Annotated in this window: 19 protein-coding genes and 1 pseudogene; 6 read left to right on the top strand and 14 right to left on the bottom strand. The window is 66.4% G+C overall.

The features are described 5' to 3' along the window. Positions 1–49: 49 nt before the first annotated feature. The 7 genes from G6N35_RS02480 to G6N35_RS02450 form a co-directional block, all read right to left on the bottom strand. Positions 50–2,026: a primary-amine oxidase gene (locus tag G6N35_RS02480; RefSeq protein WP_163802810.1), complete on the bottom strand. Its 1,977-nt coding sequence runs from the start codon at positions 2,024–2,026 to the stop codon at positions 50–52. A gap of 4 nt (positions 2,027–2,030) precedes the next feature. Further along, positions 2,031–3,542 (bottom strand): APC family permease, encoded by a 1,512-nt coding sequence (locus G6N35_RS02475; protein ID WP_163802809.1) that lies wholly within the window; start codon positions 3,540–3,542, stop codon positions 2,031–2,033. Then, positions 3,539–4,288, bottom strand: a complete 750-nt coding sequence (locus G6N35_RS02470) for an ABC transporter ATP-binding protein (protein ID WP_163802808.1) — start codon at positions 4,286–4,288, stop codon at positions 3,539–3,541. The genes G6N35_RS02475 and G6N35_RS02470 overlap by 4 nt, the downstream gene beginning before the upstream one ends. A 2-nt stretch (positions 4,289–4,290) precedes the next feature. Continuing rightward, positions 4,291–4,854 (bottom strand): ABC transporter permease, encoded by a 564-nt coding sequence (locus G6N35_RS02465; protein ID WP_163802807.1) that lies wholly within the window; start codon positions 4,852–4,854, stop codon positions 4,291–4,293. Next, on the bottom strand, positions 4,854–6,023 hold the full coding sequence (locus G6N35_RS02460) for an ABC transporter permease (protein WP_163802806.1): 1,170 nt from the start codon (positions 6,021–6,023) through the stop codon (positions 4,854–4,856). The genes G6N35_RS02465 and G6N35_RS02460 overlap by 1 nt, the downstream gene beginning before the upstream one ends. Before the next feature lie 95 nt (positions 6,024–6,118). Beyond that, positions 6,119–7,537 (bottom strand): amidase, encoded by a 1,419-nt coding sequence (locus G6N35_RS02455; protein WP_163802805.1) that lies wholly within the window; start codon positions 7,535–7,537, stop codon positions 6,119–6,121. A 55-nt stretch (positions 7,538–7,592) separates the two neighbouring features. Beyond that, positions 7,593–8,228, bottom strand: a complete 636-nt coding sequence (locus G6N35_RS02450; RefSeq protein ID WP_163802804.1) for a TetR/AcrR family transcriptional regulator — start codon at positions 8,226–8,228, stop codon at positions 7,593–7,595. 87 nt (positions 8,229–8,315) lie between these two features. On the opposite strand from G6N35_RS02450, the gene G6N35_RS02445 reads away from it, so the two are divergent. Next, positions 8,316–9,029 carry an SDR family NAD(P)-dependent oxidoreductase gene (locus G6N35_RS02445; protein WP_163802803.1) on the top strand — a complete coding sequence of 238 codons (714 nt, stop codon included), beginning with the start codon at positions 8,316–8,318 and terminating at the stop codon, positions 9,027–9,029. A gap of 91 nt (positions 9,030–9,120) precedes the next feature. Here the strand turns inward: G6N35_RS02445 and tsf are convergent, their stop codons facing one another. Next, the gene (gene tsf, locus G6N35_RS02440; RefSeq protein ID WP_163802802.1) at positions 9,121–9,936 is read right to left on the bottom strand and encodes a translation elongation factor Ts; all 816 of its coding nucleotides are present in this window, start codon (positions 9,934–9,936) and stop codon (positions 9,121–9,123) included. A 12-nt stretch (positions 9,937–9,948) separates the two neighbouring features. Further along, entirely contained in the window at positions 9,949–10,782 is an 834-nt protein-coding gene (rpsB, locus tag G6N35_RS02435; RefSeq protein ID WP_163802801.1) for a 30S ribosomal protein S2, read from the bottom strand. Positions 10,783–11,088: 306 nt separating this feature from the next. Between rpsB and G6N35_RS02430 the strand changes: the two are divergent. Together G6N35_RS02430 and G6N35_RS02425 are read left to right on the top strand one after the other, a co-directional pair. Further along, positions 11,089–11,547 (top strand): annotated as a pseudogene (locus tag G6N35_RS02430) (M23 family metallopeptidase); the annotation flags it as partial. Positions 11,548–11,659: 112 nt separating this feature from the next. Then, entirely contained in the window at positions 11,660–13,090 is a 1,431-nt protein-coding gene (locus G6N35_RS02425) for a protein adenylyltransferase SelO (RefSeq protein ID WP_163802799.1), read from the top strand. A 4-nt stretch (positions 13,091–13,094) separates the two neighbouring features. Here G6N35_RS02425 and G6N35_RS02420 read toward each other — a convergent pair whose 3' ends face one another. Further along, positions 13,095–13,988, bottom strand: coding sequence for a tyrosine recombinase XerC (locus G6N35_RS02420; protein ID WP_407664596.1), 894 nt, complete (start codon positions 13,986–13,988; stop codon positions 13,095–13,097). Between the two features lie 94 nt (positions 13,989–14,082). Beyond that, the gene (locus G6N35_RS26865) at positions 14,083–14,250 is read right to left on the bottom strand and encodes a DUF8730 family Cys-rich protein (RefSeq protein WP_170313107.1); all 168 of its coding nucleotides are present in this window, start codon (positions 14,248–14,250) and stop codon (positions 14,083–14,085) included. Between the two features lie 207 nt (positions 14,251–14,457). On the opposite strand from G6N35_RS26865, the gene G6N35_RS02415 reads away from it, so the two are divergent. Together G6N35_RS02415 and G6N35_RS02410 are read left to right on the top strand one after the other, a co-directional pair. Then, entirely contained in the window at positions 14,458–14,889 is a 432-nt protein-coding gene (locus G6N35_RS02415) for an MmpS family transport accessory protein (protein WP_163802797.1), read from the top strand. Then, positions 14,886–17,870 (top strand): MMPL/RND family transporter, encoded by a 2,985-nt coding sequence (locus G6N35_RS02410; RefSeq protein ID WP_246224171.1) that lies wholly within the window; start codon positions 14,886–14,888, stop codon positions 17,868–17,870. Before G6N35_RS02415 ends, G6N35_RS02410 begins: the two co-directional genes overlap by 4 nt. Here G6N35_RS02410 and G6N35_RS02405 read toward each other — a convergent pair. The 3 genes from G6N35_RS02405 to G6N35_RS02395 form a co-directional block, all read right to left on the bottom strand. Beyond that, complete coding sequence (locus tag G6N35_RS02405) at positions 17,867–18,715, bottom strand: siderophore-interacting protein (protein WP_163802796.1); 849 nt, start codon at positions 18,713–18,715, stop codon at positions 17,867–17,869. The genes G6N35_RS02410 and G6N35_RS02405 overlap by 4 nt on opposite strands. Before the next feature lie 96 nt (positions 18,716–18,811). Continuing rightward, positions 18,812–19,558: a hypothetical protein gene (locus tag G6N35_RS02400; protein WP_163802795.1), complete on the bottom strand. Its 747-nt coding sequence runs from the start codon at positions 19,556–19,558 to the stop codon at positions 18,812–18,814. Between the two features lie 233 nt (positions 19,559–19,791). Beyond that, a complete protein-coding gene (locus G6N35_RS02395; RefSeq protein ID WP_163802794.1) occupies positions 19,792–20,454 on the bottom strand; it encodes a TetR/AcrR family transcriptional regulator in 663 nt (220 codons plus the stop codon). A gap of 168 nt (positions 20,455–20,622) precedes the next feature. On the opposite strand from G6N35_RS02395, the gene G6N35_RS02390 reads away from it, so the two are divergent. Then, positions 20,623–21,087, top strand: coding sequence for a pyridoxamine 5'-phosphate oxidase family protein (locus G6N35_RS02390; RefSeq protein ID WP_163802793.1), 465 nt, complete (start codon positions 20,623–20,625; stop codon positions 21,085–21,087). Positions 21,088–21,091: the final 4 nt, after the last annotated feature.

Below are 21,091 nucleotides of genomic sequence, written 5' to 3'. Positions count from 1 at the left end.
CAGCGTACGTCACACATGTGCACCGGGACGCGCCGTCGGTGATCTGTGCTCAGTGGCTATGGCACGCCTTGGGCGGTGACGGGGGCAGGTCCAATGCCGGGTTGCCGTCGAAGAAGCCCACCGGCTTCATCTTGAATCCGGTGTAGTGGCATGGCATCACCGGCCAGTCCTCCGGGCACACGATGTGATGTGCACCGACGGTGTACCAGAGCACGATGTCGGTGTTCTCCAGCGGTGCGTCGTCGGCGATGTACTCCGGCAGCCCCTGGGCGTCGGCGGACTGGTACATGTAGTCCCCCGCCGCGAACTTTTCCGCCGGGTCGTACTTGGTGACCCACAGGTTGTGCTGGACGAAGCGGGCCCGGTCGTAGATGTAGGAGCCCTCCTGCACCATCACCGGCACAGGGTCGCGTGGCATCAGCTTGTAGCCCACCGGGCTGCCCAGCTCGTTCACCTTCGACGGGTTGACCACCTTCCAGTACCTGCCGGTGGACCAGTTCCAGTCCCGGGCGCCGTGGGCCTCCGAGGCCACCAAGGTGTCCTTGGCGATCCAGGCGTTGTGGTGCGGGTTGAGCCCGGGATCGGGTTCCGGGATCGAATCGACCTCGTAGACACTGTTGTTCGGCCCGTCGACGGTCATGTCGAGCCGGAAGTTGAAGAAGTGCTGGTGATTCGGGCCGTAGATTCCCGGCGCCACCAGCTTGCCCCAACGGGGCAACTCGCCCTCGGGGATGGACCCGGTGGTCAGCACCCCGGACAGCTTGACCTCCATCTCGATGGAGGCGTCGTTGTAGAGGTACCAGAAGAACCCGTACTCGTAGTTGCCGACGGTACAGATCATCGAGATCACCAGCCGCCGGGAACGGCGCACCTCGACCTCGCCGGTGCGGAAATCGGTGTGCTTCCAGGAGATCCCGTAGTCCTCCTCGTGCATACAGATCGCGTTCGGGATCACCACGGCATTGCCGTCGGAATCGTGCACCGTGCCGTCGAAATAGAAGATCTCCCCCAGACAGTCACACCCGAGGGTCAGCGGGTTGGCCGAGAAGCCCATCCCGACCTCGCCCATGTCGAACACGTTCTTGTTCCAGTGCGTCGGTGAGGTGTCCCCGTAGGGCACCACCATCTCCGAGAGTGCCGCGCGGTACATCACCGGCCGCACCGTGCCGCGATCGGTGTAGGTGACCTCGTGCAGCGTCAGGCCCTCGCGGGGATTGAAGCCCACCCGCAGCGACCACTTCTGCCACTGCACCTTCCAGCCGTCGACGGTGAAGCTCGGCCCGTCAGGCTGGGTGATCTCGATGGTCTTGACGTCATCGCGGAACTGCGTGAACGCCGGCCGGTTGTCCTCGTCGAACATGTACCGCGCCGTGTAGTTGCCGGCCTTGGGGGGCAACGGCACCACACCGTGATCCTCGATTTCGAGTACCGCCATCGCGTCCAGGTCGAAGGTGACGATCAAGCCCTCGACCGGGCGCGCATAGCCGTGTTCGGACGGGGCGGCCCGCATGAAGGTCAGCGGCCGGCAGATCAACGGCGAGTTCTCGTAATGATCCTGCGCGCCGTAGTAACCGGCCGGCCAGGGATCGATCATCGCGAGATCGAAGTCGGTGACGCCGCGCTTGCGCATGGCCTCCTGCCACTGCGGATCGGCTCGCACCACCTCCTCGACACCGGTCATGTGCTCGACGAGATAGGACGGGAAGCGGCCCGGGATCGGGGTCCACGAATCGACCGTGCGGGCGCCGATGTCGACCACTGCCTCATAGACCATCTTGGCCGCCGGGTCATACATCGTGATGAAGGCACGTCGCGGTACGTCGGCCGCGTCGGCAAATGTCAGCGTTGCCGTCTTGTCCGGTTCAGCGAGCTGGATCATCACGAATTTGACTGTGTCACTGACGAACTCGGACTCCTTGACGATCGTGGCCGCTGCCTCGATCTCGGCGCCCGAGAGCGGGTCGAGCGGATAGCGCACGGCGTCGGCGGTTCCCGATCCGTTGAGCAGAATACTGTCCATCGTCATCGGATCAGCCCTCCTTGGTTTCGGCCTGGGTGAGGTCGAGTACCGCCAGGTGCGCCAGGGCGTCTTCCTGGGTCACCTTGCGTGCGGCGCGGCGGCCGAAGACGTACACGATCCCGCCGAGGGCGAACATGCCCACCGCAAGGCTGCCGGTCCATACCATCCAGGTGGTGTCCGGCACATCCTTGATCCACGACTTGGCGAACGAGTAGTAGATGCCGCCCATCGTGCCGATCGTGCCGACCACCACGGTGATCCACACGCCCACCATGCCGCCCGGGATACGCCAGAACTTCTCCTCGGCGTACCGGTCGGCGTACTTCTTACGGGCCAGGATGACCGGGAACAGGAAGAAGAAGCCCGAGATCAGCCAGGCGATGGACAGCCCGCCCTGCAGGAACACCGTGACGTTGGCCATGCTGCTCTGCGAGTACAGGCCGACGATGAGCAACGACGACAGCACACCCTGGATGAGCACGGCCGTGACAGGGTTGCGGGTGCGCGGGTTGAGGTGGGTGAAGATTCGCGGCAGGTGCCGCTCCAGGCCCGAGACGAAGATGAGCCGCGAGTAGGTGACCTGGTAGCTCATCAGCGCCACGAACACGATGCAGGCCAGCACCACGCCCGCTACCTCCATGACCCCCTTGGGTGCGGCGGTGCCCAGCATGCCGATGACGCCGGTGACGGGATCGACCTGGTCGGCCGGCAACACCATCACGGTGCCCAGGGTGGTCAGCAGGTAGATCAGGATCAACGCGATCGAGCCGTAGACCACCATCTTCGGCCCGCTCTTGCGCACCGAGAGGAACTCCGCGCCCATGTTGTAGGGCGTCTCCACACCGACCAGGTACAGCAGCACGGTGCCGTACAGGAAGCCTGCACCCGCGAAGTCCGGCACCAGGGCGGCGTGCGCGGTGAAGGGCTGCGCCGAGCCGTTGCGTACCGCGTAGATCACACCCGAGATGAAGATGACCGCGGTCAGCACCCAGTACACGACGAAGACGGTGTTCATGATGCGCTGGTTGGCCGAAAGTTTCGCCAGCGCAAGGCCGATGACCGCCCACAGCAGCGCCACCTGCAGGATGATGCTCAGCGTCAGGCCCAGTTCAGCATGGAACGCCAGCAGCAGGAACTGCAGGATGATGGCCGGCGACGAGGCGGAGTTGAGCACCACCGGGATCCAGGACAGGTAGCCGCCGATGAAACCCCAGGTCTCACCCATGGTCCTGGTGGCCCAGATGTAGACACCGCCCTCACCAGGCCATAGGTTGCCCAGTTCGGCGACGGCCATGCCGGCGGGGACCAGGAAGGTCAGGATGCCCAAGATCCACATCGGGATCGCGGTCCAGCCGCCGGCCGCCATGATCGACGAGCCGGTGATCCAGCAGATGATGAAAACATAGGTGGCGGTGAGGCCGAAGGTGGTCATCACCTTCGGCAGCACCTGCTCGGGAACGAGCTCGGTGGTCAGCAGCTTGTCGCGCTGGCTCGCCGGCGAAGCCTCGAGTTCTTGTGTCATGCGGTTTCTCCCGATGGCGGTTGGGCGTTGATGATCTGTCCGTCTTTCATCCGGACGACACGGCTCGCTTCGTCGGCCACCGTGGGATCGTGGGTGCTGGCGACCACGGTGACGCCCAGCGTCGAACACAGGTCACGCAGCATGCGGACCACCGTCTCCCCGGTCCGGTGGTCGAGATTGGCGGTGGGCTCATCAGCCAGCACCAGGGTCGGATTGCTGATCAGGGAGCGGGCGATCGCGGTGCGCTGCTGCTCGCCGCCGGACATCTTGGTCGGCTGGTGGTGCACCCGGTGACTCAGGCCGACCAGGTCCAGCAGTTCGAGGGCGCGCTGACGTAATGCCTTGCGGTCGTAGGGCTCGAACATCAGCGGCAGTTCGACGTTCTCGACCGCCGACAGGAACGGGATCAGGTTGTAGCTCTGGAAGATGAAACCGAGGGTGTCGTGGCGCAATGCCGCGAACTGACTTTCGGTGAGGGTGCCGGTATCGCGTCCGTCGATCCGCACCGTCCCCTTGGTGGGCCGGTCCAGGCCGCCGATGATGTTGAGCAGGGTGGACTTTCCGCTTCCGCTGGGCCCCATCAGGCAGACGAACTCCCCCGGCATGACCGTCAGCTCGACGGCAACGAGGGCCTTGACCACTTCGTCGCCGAGCTTGTGCAGCTTCCAGACATCACTGACTTCGATCACGGGTTGCGCGCCCGGCGCCGCACCGGTCTCGGGTGTGGCGTCTTCGACTGCGGTCACGGTTAACCTCCGGTCAGCGAACGGATGGGCGGACGCGACGCTGCGTTCCAGGTGGGCAGGATGCTGGTGGCCAGCGCGACGACGATACTGACCGCGACGGCGATGAGCACACCGGCGGACAGCCCCGCCATGGACACTCCGGTGGGCACGAATCCCAACGCGCCCAGCACGATCGAGGCGATGACGGCCAGGAGCACGCCGACGAGTGCGCCGAGGGTCGCCGCCACCACGGGTTCGACCAGCAGCGCGGCCACCACGGGTCCGCGAGGCACCCCGGTCGCGCCGAGCACACCGAGTTCCTTGGTGCGGTGGGCCACCGTCCGGGTGGTCGCCACCGCCACCTCCACGACGCCGACCAGTAGGACGGTCACCGCGATCAGGATCACCGCCCTGCCGATCTCGGCGGCATGCCCCAACGATGCTGACTGCTCACGGATTCCGGCCGACATTCCGAACACGATGACGACCAGGAAAGCGCCGGTGGCCGTGGTGACGATCGGCAGGATCATCTCCCCGACCCGCCGTCGCGCGGCGAGCCAACCGTAGGACAGGCCTTTGGCGATCATCACCGGTCTCCCAACAAGTTGACCGGGCGCTGCTGCAGCAACCGGTGCACGGGTATCAGCGCGCCGACGATGGCCATCGCGGGGACGAAGCCGGCGACCATACCCGCCGCCTGCAACCACGCGATAGGCGTCGCGATGCCCGGAATCACCAGTGCCACAGCGACTCCGGCGGCGAGCACCCCGATCACATAGGACGCGACGAAGACCACCGCCGATTCCACCAGGAAGAAGTACAGCACCTCGTCGGCCAGGCCGATGCTCGACATGATGCCGAATTCGCGGCGCCGTTCCTGGACTGCGGCCAGGAAGGAGGACACCGCGATCACAAAACCCAGACCGAGGCCGATGATCGAGATCAGACCGAGCGTCGATCCGGTGACTTTCCCGGAGAACAGCGCGGAGAACTTCTGCTCGAAGGTCAGCGGTCCCGAACCACCCACGGTGTCATAGATCAGGCCGCCGCCGTTGACATGTGGCTTCACCGACGGATCGGACGTCGACGGCAGCCCGACGATACCGCCGAGCGTGGGCCCCAGATCGCGGTTCTTCTCCTGACCGGCCGGTGCGAAGATCGTCCACCAGCCGTTGTCACCCACCAGGGAGTGGGCCAGATCCGTCGACACCGCCAGTGACTCACCTGCACCGGCGACGTCGACCTCCAGGCTCTGGCCGCCCAGCGTGATCCGGCCACCGTTTTGCAGACCGAGGTACGCGGCCAGCTTCGATCCGGAAACGGCTTTCCCCGAGGCGATTTCGTCGCTGCCGCGAACCGAGACCGGAGTTCCGTTGACGTCGGCGACACCGGACAGCGTCCGAATCCCGCGCCACCCCTCAGGCAGACTCAACTGCGGCGCGGGACCGTCGGCGACCAGCGCGCGGACGTCGCTGGTGTAGTGCACACCAGCCGCGGGTACCGCCCACAGCTGGGCGCCGCCGAGCACATCGGTGACCGAATCTTCGCCTGTGAGAGCGAAACTCGACGATATGGTGCGCACGATGGTGACGCAGGTGATCGCGAGGGCGATCCCAAGGACCGACAGCACGAACCGCTCGGGCCTGCGGCGGATATTCGCCAGGGCGAACCGGAGAAGACACACGAAGGTGTTGTTCCCGGAAGTAGTGGCGAGCGCCGATGGTCGCGAAATCGTGGGTGACACAGTGGACTCCACACCGAAGAGCGTGAGCCCGGGTTGTTTCACCCACCGCAGCGGCCGGTGTCTGTCTGGTTAACGGGCACCCTTGGTCGTTACGGCGCTGTATCTGATTAGAGTGCCGTGCCGGCTTGAATTCTCGGAAACGGCTGGGCCGCCTCGAGTTCGTAGGCCAATTCCAGAAGTCGGCGTTCGTGACCGATCGGGGCGCCGAACATCATCCCGACGGGCATGCCGGATTCCGACCGCGCCAGGGGCAGCGAGATGGCCGGCTCACCGGTGGCATTCTGCAATGGGGTGAAGGCCACCCAGTCGACGAGCCGGTCGATGATCTGCTCGTAGTCGGCGGTCGGATCCAGGTGTCCGATCTGGGGCGTCTCGTCGGCCAGCGTGGGCGTCAGCAGGACGTCGTAATTCTGGTAGAACCGGGCGGTCACTCGCCGCAGCCTGCCCAGCCGGGTGATCGCGATCGGCATCCGGTGCAGATTGCGGCTGGCGTGGCGGTCCAGGCCCAGGGTGAGATTGTCCAGCCGGCTGCGGTCGAAGCTCGGGCCGAACGTGCGCTGCCCGGTTCGCACCAGCGTCATCGCCAACAGCGACCAATACAACAGGAAGTCGTCGACGAAATAGCGCGGGATCGGGTTGTGGTCGAGGAGATCGACGTGGTGGCCGAGGCGTTCGACAAGCTCGGCGGTCTGCAGGGTCCGCGCCCGGATACTCGGGCTGCTCTGCCGGTTGACGGACTGCGTCACCACTGCGACGCGCAGCCGCTGGGTACCGGGACCGGTGACCGCGCCGATAGGCAACAGCCGACGATCACGCCAAATACGTTCTGCCTCACGGTAAAACGCCGCGGTGTCACGCACCGAGCGGGTCAGCACACCGTCGTTGACGATGCGCACCGGCATTTGCCGCGACATCTTGTCCAACGGCAGCCGGCCGCGGGACGGCTTGAGACCGACCAGTCCGTTGCAGGCGGCCGGGATCCGGATGGATCCGCCGCCGTCGTTGGCGTGGGCGATCGGCACCACGCCGGCCGCGACGAAGGCACCCGACCCCGACGACGAGGCCCCCGCGGTGTAGTCGGTGTCCCAGGGGTTGCGGACCGCTCCGAGCCTGGGGTGCTCGGCGGAGGCGCTGAAGCCGAACTCCGACAATTGGGTCTTGCCCAACGGAATCAGGCCCGAGGCGAGAAAGAAGCGGGCGAAGTCGCCGTGACCGGGCTGCGGCCGCGGCTCCCAGGCGTCGGTGCCCTGCATGGTAGGCATGCCCTCGACGTCGACGTTGTCCTTGATGAAGGTGGGCACGCCGTCGAAGTAGCCGCTCCCGGGTGCCGCAGCCTGCGCACGGGCCCGCTCGAAGGTCTCGTGCGCCAGGCCGTTGAGGACGGGATTGACCGTCTGGGTTCGGGAGATGGCCGCATCGACGAGTTCGGCACGGGAGACCTTGCCGGTGCGGATGGCGTCGACGAGGGCGACGGCGTCGAGGTCGCCGAGCGCATCGTCGCGAAAGGCATGCACGTGTCGGGTCATCGAACCGACGCTAGCAGGCACGTGTCCAATAGCGGCGACGCTGCCGCCCGGGCGGTCAGGTCAGGGTGGGCGCCGGTTGCGGAAGCGGACTTGCCCCCTCCGGCCGCAGCCCGTCGAAGATGATGGCGAGGTACCGGCGCCAGAGATCAGGGCCAGGATCCGACAGGTTCTCCGCGACGTGGACGGGTGCGCACATCAGCAGGAAGACGTCGGCACCGGTGATGTCGGAACGGATGGCGCCCGCGTCGCGGGCTCGCTCGACCAGCGTCTCGATGCTCGCGTGCAGCGCTCGCGTGGCCTCCACGACTCGCGGGTCTCCGTCACTGACCACCTGCAGAAACGTCAGGTCGTGCTGACGGCGCCGGTCCGCGGCCACCGTCAGGAACTCGAGTAGGGCAGCACCCGGATCCGGTGCCTGCGTGAGCCGTTTGGCAGCGGTCACCAGGGCGGCGATATGGCCACTGACGATGGCTGCGATGAGTTCCTCTTTCGTGGCGAAATGGCGGAACACGGTGCCCTTCGCCACGCCCGCGCGGCGGGCGATATCGGCGATGGAGGCCGCGAGGCCCCGCTCGGCGAATTCGTCCTCGGCCGCAGCGAGCAGCGATTCGCGGTTGCGGGCGGCATCGGCCCGGAGCGGCCGAGCAGGAGGAGTCACCGGGGCAGAGTACCAAGTTGACCGGTCGGTCATATTGTTGTTACGGTCCATCCCGAGACATGACCGATCGGTCATGTTATCCCCCGGGCGCCCGGCCTGGATGCGCGAATCGGAGATCACATGCAGCTCAACGGTGCTACCGCATTGGTGACCGGCGCCAACCGTGGATTGGGCCACCACTTTGCCGCCGAATTGCTGCGGCGAGGGGCGAAGGTCTATGCCGCCGCCCGACGCCCCGAACTCGTCGAGATACCCGGCGCCGAGGTCGTCCGCCTCGACATCACCGACCAGTCGTCGGTCGAGGCGGTCGCAGATATCGCCCACGACGTCGACATCGTGGTCAACAACGCCGCAGACACCCATGGCGGCAATCTCGTGACCGGTGACATGGCCGCGATCCGGTCGACGATGGAGACGAACTACTACGGCACTCTCGCCATGATCCGGGCGTTCGCCCCCATCCTGGCCCGTAATGGCGGTGGCGCGATCCTCAACGTTCTCTCCGCAGCGGCATGGCTGACCGTGGACGGTAATACCGCGTACGCCGCCGCGAAATCCGCTGAATGGGGACTGACCAACGGGGTTCGTATCGAGCTCGCCGGGCAAGGCACCCTCGTGGCCGCCCTCGTCCCCGGACTGATCGGCACCCAGACGCTGTTCGACTTCGCCCAGCAGGCGGGGATCACCTTCCCCGACGGTGCGGTGATCGACCCACCAGACCTCGTTCGGCTGGCGCTCGACGCGCTCGAAGCCGGCGATATCGAGATCCTGGATCCGCTCGGCGCCGAGGCGAAAGCGGCGCTCGCCGGCCCGCCCCGCGCCTTCACCTGGTAGCAGCCGCTCAATGGCAAAACCCCGCGCCTCCGGGATCACCGGATGTGGCGCGGGGTTTTCCAGTGAGCGGATTGGTGTGCCGCTCAAGCCTTTACTGCTGGCCGACCTCGAAGCGAACGAAGCGGGTGATCGAGACACCGGCCTCGTCCAGAAGGGCCTTGACCGTCTTCTTGTTGTCGGACACCGACGGCTGGTCCAGCAGCACGACGTCCTTGTAGAAGCCGGTGAGCCGACCTTCGACGATCTTGGGCAGCGCCTGCTCGGGCTTGCCCTCGGCCTTGGCGGTCTCCTCGGCGACGCGACGCTCGGTCTCCACCAGGTCGGCGGGGACGTCCTCACGGGTGAGGTACTTGGCCTTCAGCGCGGCGATCTGCAGGGCGGCCGCGTGCGCGGCATCCTTGTCCTCGCCAGTGAACTCGACCAGGACGCCGACGGCCGGCGGCAGGTCGGCAGCACGCTTGTGCAGGTAGGCCTCGACGTTGCCGTCGAAGTACTGCACCCGGCGCAGCTCCAGCTTCTCGCCGATCTTGGCCGAGAGCTCGGCGATGGCCTGCTCGACAGTCTTGTCACCGACGCTGGCCGCCTTGAGGGCGTCGACATCGGCGGCCTTGGAAGCCAGCGCGGCGTCGACGATCTGGTCGGCCAGGTTCTGGAATTCGGCGTTCTTGGCGACGAAGTCGGTCTCGGAGTTGAGCTCGATCAGGGCGCCGCCCTTGGCGGCGACAAGGCCCTCGGCGGTGGCGCGCTCGGCGCGCTTGCCGACATCCTTGGCACCCTTGATGCGCAACGCCTCGACGGCCTTGTCGAAATCGCCGTCGCTCGCGGCCAGGGCGTTCTTGCAGTCGAGCATGCCCGCGCCGGTGAGCTCCCGAAGCCGCTTGACGTCGGCAGCGGAGAAGTTAGCCATCAGTGCCTTTCCTTACGAGATTTCTTCAGTGGCGGATTCGGTGGCGACGGGGCCGCCCTCGGCGGGTGCCGATGCGGTGGCGCCGGCGAGCAGTTCCTGCTCCCACTCGGCCAGCGGCTCGGCGGCCGACGAACCGGCCTCAGCCTTGGCGCCCGCGCCGGAGCGGGCCTGCAGGCCCTCGGCGACGGCGGACGCGATCACCTTGGTCAGCAGAGCGGCCGAGCGGATCGCGTCGTCGTTGCCCGGGATCGGGTAGTTGACCTGGTCGGGGTCGCAGTTGGTGTCCAGGATCGCGATGACCGGGATGCCGAGCTTGATGGCCTCGCTGACGGCCAGGTGCTCCTTGTTGGTGTCGACGACCCAGATCGCCGACGGCACCTTCTGCATGTCCCGGATACCGCCGAGGCTGCGCTCGAGCTTGTTCTTCTCGCGGGTCAGCATCAAGATTTCCTTCTTGGTGCGGCCCTCGAAGCCACCGGTCTGCTCCATGGACTCGAGTTCCTTGAGCCGCTGCAGACGCTTGTGAACGGTGGAGAAGTTGGTGAGCATGCCGCCGAGCCAGCGCTGGTTCACGTAGGGCATGCCGACGCGGGTCGCCTCTTCGGCGATGGACTCCTGGGCCTGCTTCTTGGTGCCGACGAACATGATCGAACCGCCGTGGGCGACGGTCTCCTTGACGAATTCGTACGCCTGATCGATGTAGGTCAGCGTCTGCTGCAGGTCGATGATGTAGATGCCGTTGCGGTCGGTGAAGATGAACCGCTTCATCTTGGGGTTCCAGCGACGGGTCTGGTGCCCGAAGTGTGCGCCGCTATCGAGCAGCTGCTTCATGGTCACTACGGCCATGGTTGTGCCTTACCTTTGTGTCGGTTGTCATCCGGCTCGGGTGAGCCGGACCCTGGCGCCCGCTTCGATGCCGGACCCGTCTCGAGGACGGGACCGCCCGGCATACAGGTGACGAACCAATGGGTTCGAGCCGCAGACGCGCGAAGTCAACCCGCTCGCGCGAGTTGCAGGACAAAGCTTACCCGACGCGAAGGGGTGCTTTGTCCACAGCGCCGAGTGCGTGCACAGGCGCCGCCAACCGGCCTACCGCGCCCCGACTCAGTCGGCTGAACTGGGGCGATGCGCATCCTTATCGCCGTCATCGCGGCTCTGCTGGGGTGCGCGGCCCCGGCCGGCGCCGACGGCGGACGGCTGGCCTGGCCGCTGCGCCCGCCACCGGCGGTGACCCGGGCATTCGACGCACCCTCGCCGAACTGGCAGCCCGGGCACCGCGGCGTGGACCTGGCGGGAACGCCTGGTCAACCGGTGTATGCCGCGGGACCGGCGACGGTGGTCTTCGCCGGTGACCTGGCCGGCCGGCCGGTGGTGTCACTGGCCCACGACGGCGGGCTGCGCACCAGTTATGAGCCCGTCGACGCCGCGGTTCGCCCCGGGCAGCGCGTCGACGAGGGCACGGTGCTGGGCCTGCTTTTGGCCGGCCACAGCGGCTGTCCGGTCGCGGCGTGCCTGCACTGGGGCGCCATGTGGGGTGCGGCGTCCCGCGCCGACTACGTCGACCCGATCGGCCTGGTGGCGAGCACCCCGATCCGGCTCAAACCCGTCGCCGGCTAACCCCCGGCGGGCGTGCGCGTCGGTATGCAACACGCCGTCGGTCGCGAAGCGCAAGCGCACCCTCGCGGGTACCCACGTCGATGGGGTGTGCGTACCGTGGTTCGCGATGAGCATTGCGCCGGACCCGACCGTCGTCCTCGGCCATCGATTCGCCGCCGAGCTGCCCGAACTCGCCGTGCAGTGGCAGGCCGCGGCCGCTCCCGACCCGCGGCTGCTCGTCCTCAACGAATCGCTGGCCGCCGACGTGCGGCTCGATCCCGAGTGGTTGCGCAGTCCTGACGGGATCGGTCTGCTGGTCGGGACACAGGTGCCGGCCGGCGCGCAGCCGGTCGCGCAGGGGTATGCCGGTCACCAGTTCGGCGGTTGGGTGCCCCGCCTGGGCGACGGCCGCGCCCTGCTTCTCGGCGAACTGACTGATGGCCAGGGCCGGCTCCGCGATCTGCACCTGAAGGGCTCGGGACGCACCCCGTTCGCCCGCGGCGGCGACGGTCTGGCGGCCGTCGGGCCAATGCTGCGCGAGTACCTCGTCAGCGAAGCGATGTATGCGCTGGGCATTCCGACCACCCGTTCGTTGTCCGTCGTCGCCACCGGTAACCGGGTGCGACGCGAGACCCTGCTGGACGGCGCCGTTCTGGCCCGCGTCGCCGCCAGCCATCTGCGCGTCGGCAGCTTCCAATACGTCAGCGCCGCCGGTGACCTCGCGCTGCTGCGCCGCCTCGCCGACCACGCGATCGACCGGCACTACCCCGCCGCCGCCCGGACGGACAATCCCTATCTGGCGCTGCTCGACGCCGTGGTGGCCGCCCAGGCGAAGCTGATCACGCAGTGGATGCTGGTCGGATTCGTGCACGGCGTGATGAACACCGACAACATGACGATCTCGGGCGAGACGATCGACTACGGGCCGTGCGCGTTCATGGATGCCTTCGACCCGCAGACGGTGTTCAGCTCCATCGACTCCTGGGGCCGCTACTCCTACGGCAACCAGCCGCCGATCGCCGCCTGGAACCTCGCGCGGTTCGCCGAGGCGCTGCTGCCGCTGATCGCCGAGGATCACGACCGGGCGATCGCGCTGGCGACCGAAGCGGTGCAGACCTTCCCGCAGCGCTACACCGCGGCATGGTCGGCGGGGATGCGCCGCAAACTCGGACTGGGCGAGGAGGTGGACGACGCCGCCGCCGGGCAGCTCATCGACGACCTGATGAGCCTGCTCGCGAGCGAGCGCATCGACTACACCTCGTTCTTCGGCCGGCTGGCACGCGGCGACGTCGAGCCCGCCGTCGCGCAGTGGGCTGACCGCTGGCGCAACCTGGGTCCCGACACCGCTGTGATGCGCAGGGTCAACCCCGTCTACATTCCGCGCAATCATCTGGTCGAGGAGGCCCTGACCGCCGCGGCCACCGGCGACATGGCACCGTTCCACCGGCTACTCGGCGCGATCAGCGCCCCGTATGACGAACGGCCGGGATTGGAACGCTACGCCGAGCCGGCGCCCGAAGAGTTCGGGCGATGCTTCCAAACCTTCTGCGGTACTTGACTTTTCAGGCTCGCGGATGGGCCTGGTCGTGCACCGCCCGCAGTCGCGCGACGGTGACGTGGGTGTAGAGCTGAGTGGTCGCCAGAGTCGAGTGGCCGAGTAGTTCCTGCACGATGCGCAGGTCGGCGCCGCCTTCGAGAAGGTGGGTAGCGGCACTGTGGCGCAGCCCGTGCGGCCCGATGTCGGGTGCGCCGTCGACCGCTCCGACGGTCTGGTGCACGACGGTGCGGGCCTGGCGTGGGTCCAGCCGCTTGCCACGCGGCCCGAGCAGCAATGCTGCGCCGGACTGGGCGTTGACCAGTGCCGGGCGGCCCTCGGTGAGCCAGGCGTTCAGCGCCGTCAGCGCGGGCTTGCCGAACGGGACGGTACGCTGCTTATTGCCTTTGCCGAGCACCCGCAGCAACTGCCGCCCGGTATCGACGTCGTCGACGTCCAGGCCGCACAGTTCACTTACCCGGATGCCGGTGGCGTAGAGCAGTTCGACGATCAGGCGGTCCCGAAGGGCCAGCGGATCACCCTGTTCGGCGCCGAGATCGGCGGCGGCCATCGCGGCCAGCGCCTGATCCTGGCGCAGGACCGCGGGCAGGGTGCGGCGCGCCTTCGGCAGTTGCAGACGTGCGGCGGGATCGGTGTCGAGCAGTCCGCGCCGGGTGGCCCAGGCGGTGAAGGTCTTGACCGCCGACGTGCGACGCGCCAGCGTGGTCCGGGCCGCACCGGTGCCGGCTTGTGCGGCCAGCCAGGAGCGCAATACCGGCAGGGTCAGAGCACTCAGACCCGCCCCGGGGGCGCGCTCATCGACGAAGCTGAACAGTGCACGGAGGTCGGCAAGGTAGGCGCGCCGGGTGTGCTCGGACCGGCCCCGCTCCAGCGCGAGGTACTCGGCGTACTCGTCGAGAATCGCGGAATAGTGGTCCTGCTCGTGCACGCCCCTACCGTCGCACCGATTCAGGGCGTCATCGCCGACCGACGCGGAGCCGTGTCCGTGCTGTTACTTACTTCCTGCGCTTGAACAGGTTCCACCGCGACGGCACGATCTCCGGTGCGGCATGGCCCGAGCACCACTGCCCGGCGGACACGCTGCGGCGGACGGCGTCGACGTGCATGCCGCAGCCGGACCAGGTGGTCTTGCCACAGACCCGGCAGTTCACCGCTCGACACATAGATGACTCCTCTCAAGGGTGAGCGGGGCTCAGGCCCGACTCGAGAACAACGTCTCCAGCTCCTCGGCGGTTGAATCCCCGCGATTGCGCTTCGCCCCTTCTGCTTTCAGGGTTTACATCGTGCACTGACACTATACCCCCTATGGTATATCTGGAGTGCCGAGTGCTACTGCGCCGGCCTGAGATTTCGGACGAGGAGATGCGTCGATGCTCGGCTTGATGAAGCGGTTCTGGGTGGTGGCGGTGATCGTCATCGCCCTGGTGGCGGCGGTCGCCGTCGTCGGCCGGTTGCGGACGTTCTTCGATTCCGACCGGCCCTACATCGCCGCCCCGATGCCGGCCGACCCCATCAAGCCGATCAACACCAAGCGGGTGACCTACGAAGTCGTCGGTCCTGCCGAGGCTTCCGGTCGCGTGAGCTACCTGGATGTCAACGGCAGGACCATCGAGTCGGGCTTCACAGCGCTACCCTGGTCGGTCACCGTCAGCACCACCGACCCCGGGGTGCTCGCCAATATCGTCGCGCAGGGTGACACCGATGCACTGGGCTGCCGCATCCTGGTCAACGACAAGCTGGTCGCCGAGGACTACGCCGACGGCCGTGACGCGCAAGCCTTCTGTCTGGACAAGGCCGCGTGAGCGCGCCCGGCGACGACACCCGGACCGGGTTCCCCCGCACCATCCGGTCGCTGGCCGTCCCCATCATCCTGGCCTGGGTGGCCTTCACCGCGGCAGTGAATCTGCTTGTCCCCCAGGTGGAAAAGGTCGGCATGGCCAACGCCGTGTCGATGTCCCCGCAAGACGCTCCGGCGGTGATCGCCGCCAAGCGGATGGGCCAGAAATTCGGCGAATCCACCTCCGACAGCATCGCGATGGTCGTGCTGGTCGGCGATCAACCCCTCGGCGACACCGCCCACCGCTATTACCAAACGCTGATCGAGAAGTTCACGGCCGACCCCAAGCACGTCGAGCATGTCCACGACTTCTGGGGCGACATGATCACCGCCGCCGGGGTGCAGAGCAGCGACGGCAAGGCCGCCTACGTCCAGTTAAACCTGGCCGGCGACCAAGGCAGTACCGAGGGCAACCACTCCGTGGATGCGGTGCGAAAGATCATCACCGACACCCCGGCGCCGCCAGGGCTGAAGGCCTACGTCACCGGTCCCGCCCCGCTGACCACCGATTCACTGGAAGCCAGTGACCGCGGCATGATCAAGATGACCGTGGTGACGATGATCGTCATCACCATCATGCTGGCCCTGGTGTATCGATCGGTCAGCACCGTCCTGCTGATCCTGGCCATCGTGGGCATCGAGATGGGTGCCGCCCGCGGCACCGTCGCGGTGGTCGGCCATCTCGGCGTGATGGACTTCTCGACGTTCTCGGTGCCCCTGATGACCGCCCTGGCGATCGCGGCCGGTACCGACTATGCGATCTTCCTGATCGGCCGCTACCACGAAGCCCGGCAGAACGGCGAGGATCCGGAATCGGCTTACTACAGTGCTTTTCACGGTGTGGGCCATGTCATCCTGGGCTCGGGGCTCACCATCGCCGGCGCGATGCTGACGTTGCGCCTGACCCGGCTGTCCTATTTCAGCTCACTGGCCTACCCCTCGGCGATGGCGCTGATCATCGTGGTCGCCGCCGCGCTGACCGTCGCCCCCGCCATCCTCGTCGTGGCCAGCCGGTATGGCCTGCTCGACCCGAAACGGATGCTGAAGACGCGCGGCTGGCGCAAGGTCGGCACCGCGACTGTCCGGTGGCCCAAGCCGATCCTGGCCGCGGCGACCAGCGTGGTGTTGCTGGGCCTGCTGGCCATGATCGGATACCAGACCAGCTACGACGATCGGCGCTACATCCCAGCCGACGTTCCGGCCAACGTCGGATACACCGCCGCCGAGAAGCATTTCAGCACCGCGCGGCTCAACCCCGACATCATGGCCATCGAGTCCGACCACGACATGCGCAACCCCACCGACATGATCGTGCTCGACCGGATCGCCAAGGCGTTGTTCCGGATCAAGGGAATTGCCATGGTGCAGAGCATCACCCGGCCGCTGGGCTCCCCCATCGCCCACAGCTCCATCCCTTACCAGATCAGCATGTCCTCGGTGCCGATCACGCAGAACCTGCAATTCCTCAAGCAACGGGTGGGCGACATCAGCACGATGTCCGATGACCTGAGCGCGATGATCGCCTCGATGCAGCAGATGCAGACACTCATGGTCAAGGCCTCCGATGCCATGCACGCCACGGTCGGATCGGCCAACGGCATGGTGGACTCCGCGCACCGCAGCGTCGCCGACATGAACACCATGAAGGCCACACTCGACCAGATGCGCGATCACATTGCCGATTTCGATGATCAAGTGCGACCGTTCCGGAACTATTTCTACTGGGATCCGAACTGCTTCAACATCCCAGCGTGTTTTGGCGTGCGGTCGGCGTTCGACGCCATGGACGGCGTCAACACGTTCAGCGACAACATGGCCTCGTTGCAGACCGACATGACCGCGATGGTCGACGGCATGGACAAGATGGTCAACGGCATGGGCGACATCGACACGCTGGGACCCCAGATGGTGCAGCGGTTCGGCCCGATCATCGCCACCGCCACCGCCATGCAGAACACACTGCAGACCATCCACAGCAGTGTCGACGGGCTGATCAACCAGATGCAGCAGATGACCGATACCGCGACCGCGATGGGTGAGGCGTTCGACGCCTCCAAGAGCGACGACTACTTCTACCTGCCACCCGAGGTGTTCGCCAATCCCGACTTCCAGAAGGGACTCACGCTGTTCCTGTCGCCAGACGGCAAGGCGGCCCGGCTGATCATCACCCACGACGTCAATCCGGCTTCCGAGCAAGGCATCTCGGTGGTCGACGACGAGCTGAGCGCCGCGCACGAGGCGGTCAAGGGCACCGCGCTGTCCGGGGCGGACATCTACCTCACCGGCACCGCGGCCACCTACCGCGACGTCCAGTCCGGGGCGAAGTACGACACCATGATCGCGGCCTTCGCCGCGCTGACGCTGATCTTCATCGTCATGCTGGTCATCACCCGCGCGCTGGTGGCGTCGATGGTGATCGTCGGGACCGTCGTGATCTCACTCGGTGCGGCGTTCGGGTTGTCGGTCTTCATCTTCGAGCGAATCATCGGCATCGAATTGAACTGGATCGTGCTGGCCTTTGCCGTCATCATCCTGATGGCCGTCGGCAGCGACTACAACCTTCTGCTGGTATCCCGGTTCAAGGAGGAGATCGGCGCCGGCATCAACACCGGCATCATCCGATCGATGGGCAGCACCGGCACCGTGGTGACCGCAGCGGGTCTGGTCTTCGCATTCACCATGGGCTCGATGATTTCCGGTGACCTGCTCAACGTCGGCCAGGGCGGCATGACCATCGGCATCGGCCTGCTCCTCGACACGCTGATCGTGCGATCGCTGATGACACCGTCGATCGCAGCGATCCTCGGCCCGTGGTTCTGGTGGCCCCTGAAGGTTCGGCAACGTCCGGCCTACAGCGAGCGGATGCCGGCGGTTCCCTCGCAGCAGCAGAGCACTGCTGCCGGTGATGGTGCGGACACCGAGGTGCCGGCGCCGGCCTCCCGCTAAGCTTCGCCCGCCTCGGCGGCGGCCAGTTCCTGCTTCCACTGCCGGAAGGTCTCCTCGGTGCGCCCGCGACGCCAGTACCCGGAGATGGACGCCCACTTGGCGTCCACACCGCGCTCCTTGCGGACATAGGGCCGAAGATTGTGCATGACGGCCTGGGCCTCACCGTGGATGAAGACCTGGACCTGGCCGGGCAGCCACTGCGCGGTGGTCACCGCCTCGACCAATGGGGCGTGGTCACCGGCGCGGTCCTCGGGAACCAGATCGGCTCGACCGCCACGGTAGATCCAGTAGAGCGCGACGCCTTCCGGCCTGATCAGGTCGACCTCATCCTCGGGTCCGGCGACCTCGATGAACGCCTTGCCGATGGCATTGGGCGGCAACGCTTCCAAAGCCGCACTGATGGCCGGCAGGCCCGCTTCATCACCGGCGAACAAGTACCAATCGGCCGCAGGGTCCGGCGCATAGGCACCACCGGGGCCCATCAGGTACACGGTGTCCCCCGGCTCGGCGGACATCGCCCACGGTCCGGCGACACCGTGTTCGCCATGCACCACGAAATCGACGGTGATCTGTCGCGCGTCGGCGTCGACGCGGCGCACCGTGTACGTGCGCACCGTCGGCCGATGCTCGGGCGGCAGCTCGGCGAAGCTGTCCATGGTCAGCGGTTGGGGCAGCGTCGAGACGTCGATATCGTCGCGGACGAAGGCGAACTTGACGTAGGAGTCGGTGAACTGGCCCGGGGTGAACGTGTCGAATCCCGTCCCGCCGAGCACGACCCGCCTCATATGCGGGGCCAGCTGCTCGGTGCTGACCACCTGGAACGTATGCAGTGGTCGACCCGCCATCACGCCTCCTGACGGAACTCGTTAGCCAACCTCGTCGACTATACGGTCCGCCGGGGTGGTCAGGCTGGCTACCTCACCGGCTGGCCACGCGACCGGTCACCGCATCTCGAGCCGTCTCAGCGCCCGGAAGGCGTACGGGGTCACCACCGCGATCAACACGAAGAACATCACGAACACCGCCCAGAAGTTCAGTAACCCGTGCCATGCGAACGGGCCCGTTGTCACGAACGGGACCACGCTGAGCGGAACGTAGACGGCCGCGGTCAGCAAGGCGACGTAGCCGACCCAGCGAGGGAAGAGCGGCTCCTCACGCTGGTCCATCAGGATCGCAACGGCGAGCGCCACACTCTGCAGGAACGAAAACACGAAGGTCAGGTCGAAGAAGAACCAGCCGAAGTCGTACAGCGTCTGGATCGTCTCGGCCGAGCGGGTATCAACCCGGAATGCCGCTGTCTGCCACACCACTGCGGGGACGGCGGTGACGACGCCGGTCATCAGACCGCCGATCAGCTCGGTCATCGACAGCAGCCCCATCGGACCCTCGATGCGACTGATGATCTTCGAGAGCACGATGCTCCAGGTGTAGTAGAACGGAGCTCCGACGACCATGAACACCATGCCGATCTGGATGGATGTTTGATTCTCCCGGAAGTACGCCGCGATGGTGGCGGCGTCGAGGTCCTGACCTGGCGGCGGCCAGAAGCCGGCGAACACAGCGAACCCGAGCAGGCCCAACCCGGCGTAGATACACACCGAATACAGCCCTGCCCGTAGGAGCCGGAAGTCGACGCGGGCCTGGACGGCGTTGGGGTCCTCGACCGGCGCACCGAGAGCTGCTGTCATAGTTACTCCTTGAGATTCCCGACGAGAGACCGCGGGCTGGGCATCGTGTGGCGTGTCCCACCCGCGCCGCTCGAGAATAATCGAATTGCCATTAAAAACTTCTCGAATCGCCGAATCTCCTGGCGATGCACCCATCACGAGTGCCACAGGGCGAGCTATCGCGACGAACGAGCGAGCAGTGCCTTCATCTTTTCATCTGGCTTCAACCGAGGGCAGGTGCCAACCCGCCTGAACTAGACAGCCGAGGTGTCCGCAAGCCCGTTCAGGATCAGCGATTGGGCGGTCTTGACCACGGCATCGACCGAGCCGCGGCGGGGATTCCACCACTCCACCGCCCAGTTCAGCGCGCCCAGCACCAGCATCTGGGCGATGTAGAAGTCGAGCTCGGGACGCAACATGCCGTCGCGGGCCACATCGTTGATGAGCCGCCGCCAGATCTCGCCGTAGCGCTCCTCTTCCCGGATCTGACGTTTGCGGATCGCTTGGGGGACCTGTCCCGCATTGCGGATCGCCGCCGTCGTGTAGTGCGAAATCTCCAGCTCGTGACGGAGGTGGGCTTCCACCGCAACCAAAAGCCGTTCCAGCGCTGGAGTTCCGTCAGGGAGTTCGTCGAGTGCCGCGGCGACATGTTCACGCATGTCGGCGATCCCCGACCACATCACCTCTTCGATCAGCTCATCCCGGGACGGGAAGTAGTAGTAGATCGCCGGCGCCTGAAGCTCCGCCACCGCCGCAACATCGGTGAGACGAAGACCCGCGTAGCCCCGGTCAGATAGGACACGGGCAGCGGCATCCAGGATTCGGGACCTGGTCAACGCCGACTTGGACTCCGCCTCCCGGTCTCCCGACGACGCCTCAGTCGCCCTTGTCGAGGGGCGGGGGTTACGCCTGGCCATGGACAGATGATACGGCCGCGGCCCCGCCATGACGGCGAGCTCGTGACTACCGACCCCGGTCATGCCGGTCCGGGGGGCGTCGCGAACCTCCGATTTTCTAATTTACGATAAACTCTCTCGGCGCTGGGCAGTCCCGCCGAACCTGATCGGCAATCGAGGAGTACCGGCATGAAACAGCAGTCCCGACGCCGATCGATCGCGATGACAGCCACCGAGATCGATGGGTTCCTCACCGAACAACGCACCTGCCGGGTGGCCACCGTAACGGCCGCGGGCCATCCCCATGTGAGCCCGCTCTGGTTCGCCTGGGACGGTGCCTCGCTCTGGCTGTACTCGATCGTCGACAGCCAGCGGTGGGTCGACCTGACCACCAACGGGCGCATCGCCGTCGTCGTCGACGACGGGGAGCTGTACGGCGAACTCCGCGGGGTGGAGATCCTGGGAACCACGGCCGTCATCGGTGCGGTTCCGCGGTCTGGCACACCAGACCCCGCTCTCACCGAGCCGGAGCGGCTCTTCGGCGAGAAGTACTTCCAGGGACAGGATTTCGTTGCCGACGGGCGGCACGCCTGGCTGCAGGTCACCCCGACAAAGATGGTCAGCTGGGACTTCCGCAAGATTGGGCAGCGCTGACCGG

The organism is Mycolicibacterium anyangense (assembly GCF_010731855.1).
GTDB lineage: Bacteria > Actinomycetota > Actinomycetes > Mycobacteriales > Mycobacteriaceae > Mycobacterium > Mycobacterium anyangense.
This window is presented reverse-complemented; position numbering and strand designations above follow the sequence as displayed.

Excerpts from the sequence above, each read along its gene's own strand:
- G6N35_RS02480 (WP_163802810.1), bottom strand. The coding sequence starts at position 2,026 with ATGACGATGGACAGTATTCTGCTCAACGGATCGGGAACCGCCGACGCC.
- G6N35_RS02475 (WP_163802809.1), bottom strand. The coding sequence starts at position 3,542 with ATGACACAAGAACTCGAGGCTTCGCCGGCGAGCCAGCGCGACAAGCTG.
- G6N35_RS02465 (WP_163802807.1), bottom strand. The coding sequence starts at position 4,854 with ATGATCGCCAAAGGCCTGTCCTACGGTTGGCTCGCCGCGCGACGGCGG.
- G6N35_RS02455 (WP_163802805.1), bottom strand. The coding sequence starts at position 7,537 with ATGACCCGACACGTGCATGCCTTTCGCGACGATGCGCTCGGCGACCTC.
- G6N35_RS02450 (WP_163802804.1), bottom strand. The coding sequence starts at position 8,228 with ATGACCGACCGGTCAACTTGGTACTCTGCCCCGGTGACTCCTCCTGCT.
- G6N35_RS02445 (WP_163802803.1), top strand. The coding sequence starts at position 8,316 with ATGCAGCTCAACGGTGCTACCGCATTGGTGACCGGCGCCAACCGTGGA.
- tsf (WP_163802802.1), bottom strand. The coding sequence starts at position 9,936 with ATGGCTAACTTCTCCGCTGCCGACGTCAAGCGGCTTCGGGAGCTCACC.
- rpsB (WP_163802801.1), bottom strand. The coding sequence starts at position 10,782 with ATGGCCGTAGTGACCATGAAGCAGCTGCTCGATAGCGGCGCACACTTC.
- G6N35_RS02425 (WP_163802799.1), top strand. The coding sequence starts at position 11,660 with ATGAGCATTGCGCCGGACCCGACCGTCGTCCTCGGCCATCGATTCGCC.
- G6N35_RS26865 (WP_170313107.1), bottom strand. The coding sequence starts at position 14,250 with ATGTGTCGAGCGGTGAACTGCCGGGTCTGTGGCAAGACCACCTGGTCC.
- G6N35_RS02415 (WP_163802797.1), top strand. The coding sequence starts at position 14,458 with ATGCTCGGCTTGATGAAGCGGTTCTGGGTGGTGGCGGTGATCGTCATC.
- G6N35_RS02405 (WP_163802796.1), bottom strand. The coding sequence starts at position 18,715 with ATGGCGGGTCGACCACTGCATACGTTCCAGGTGGTCAGCACCGAGCAG.
- G6N35_RS02400 (WP_163802795.1), bottom strand. The coding sequence starts at position 19,558 with ATGACAGCAGCTCTCGGTGCGCCGGTCGAGGACCCCAACGCCGTCCAG.
- G6N35_RS02395 (WP_163802794.1), bottom strand. The coding sequence starts at position 20,454 with ATGGCCAGGCGTAACCCCCGCCCCTCGACAAGGGCGACTGAGGCGTCG.
- G6N35_RS02390 (WP_163802793.1), top strand. The coding sequence starts at position 20,623 with ATGAAACAGCAGTCCCGACGCCGATCGATCGCGATGACAGCCACCGAG.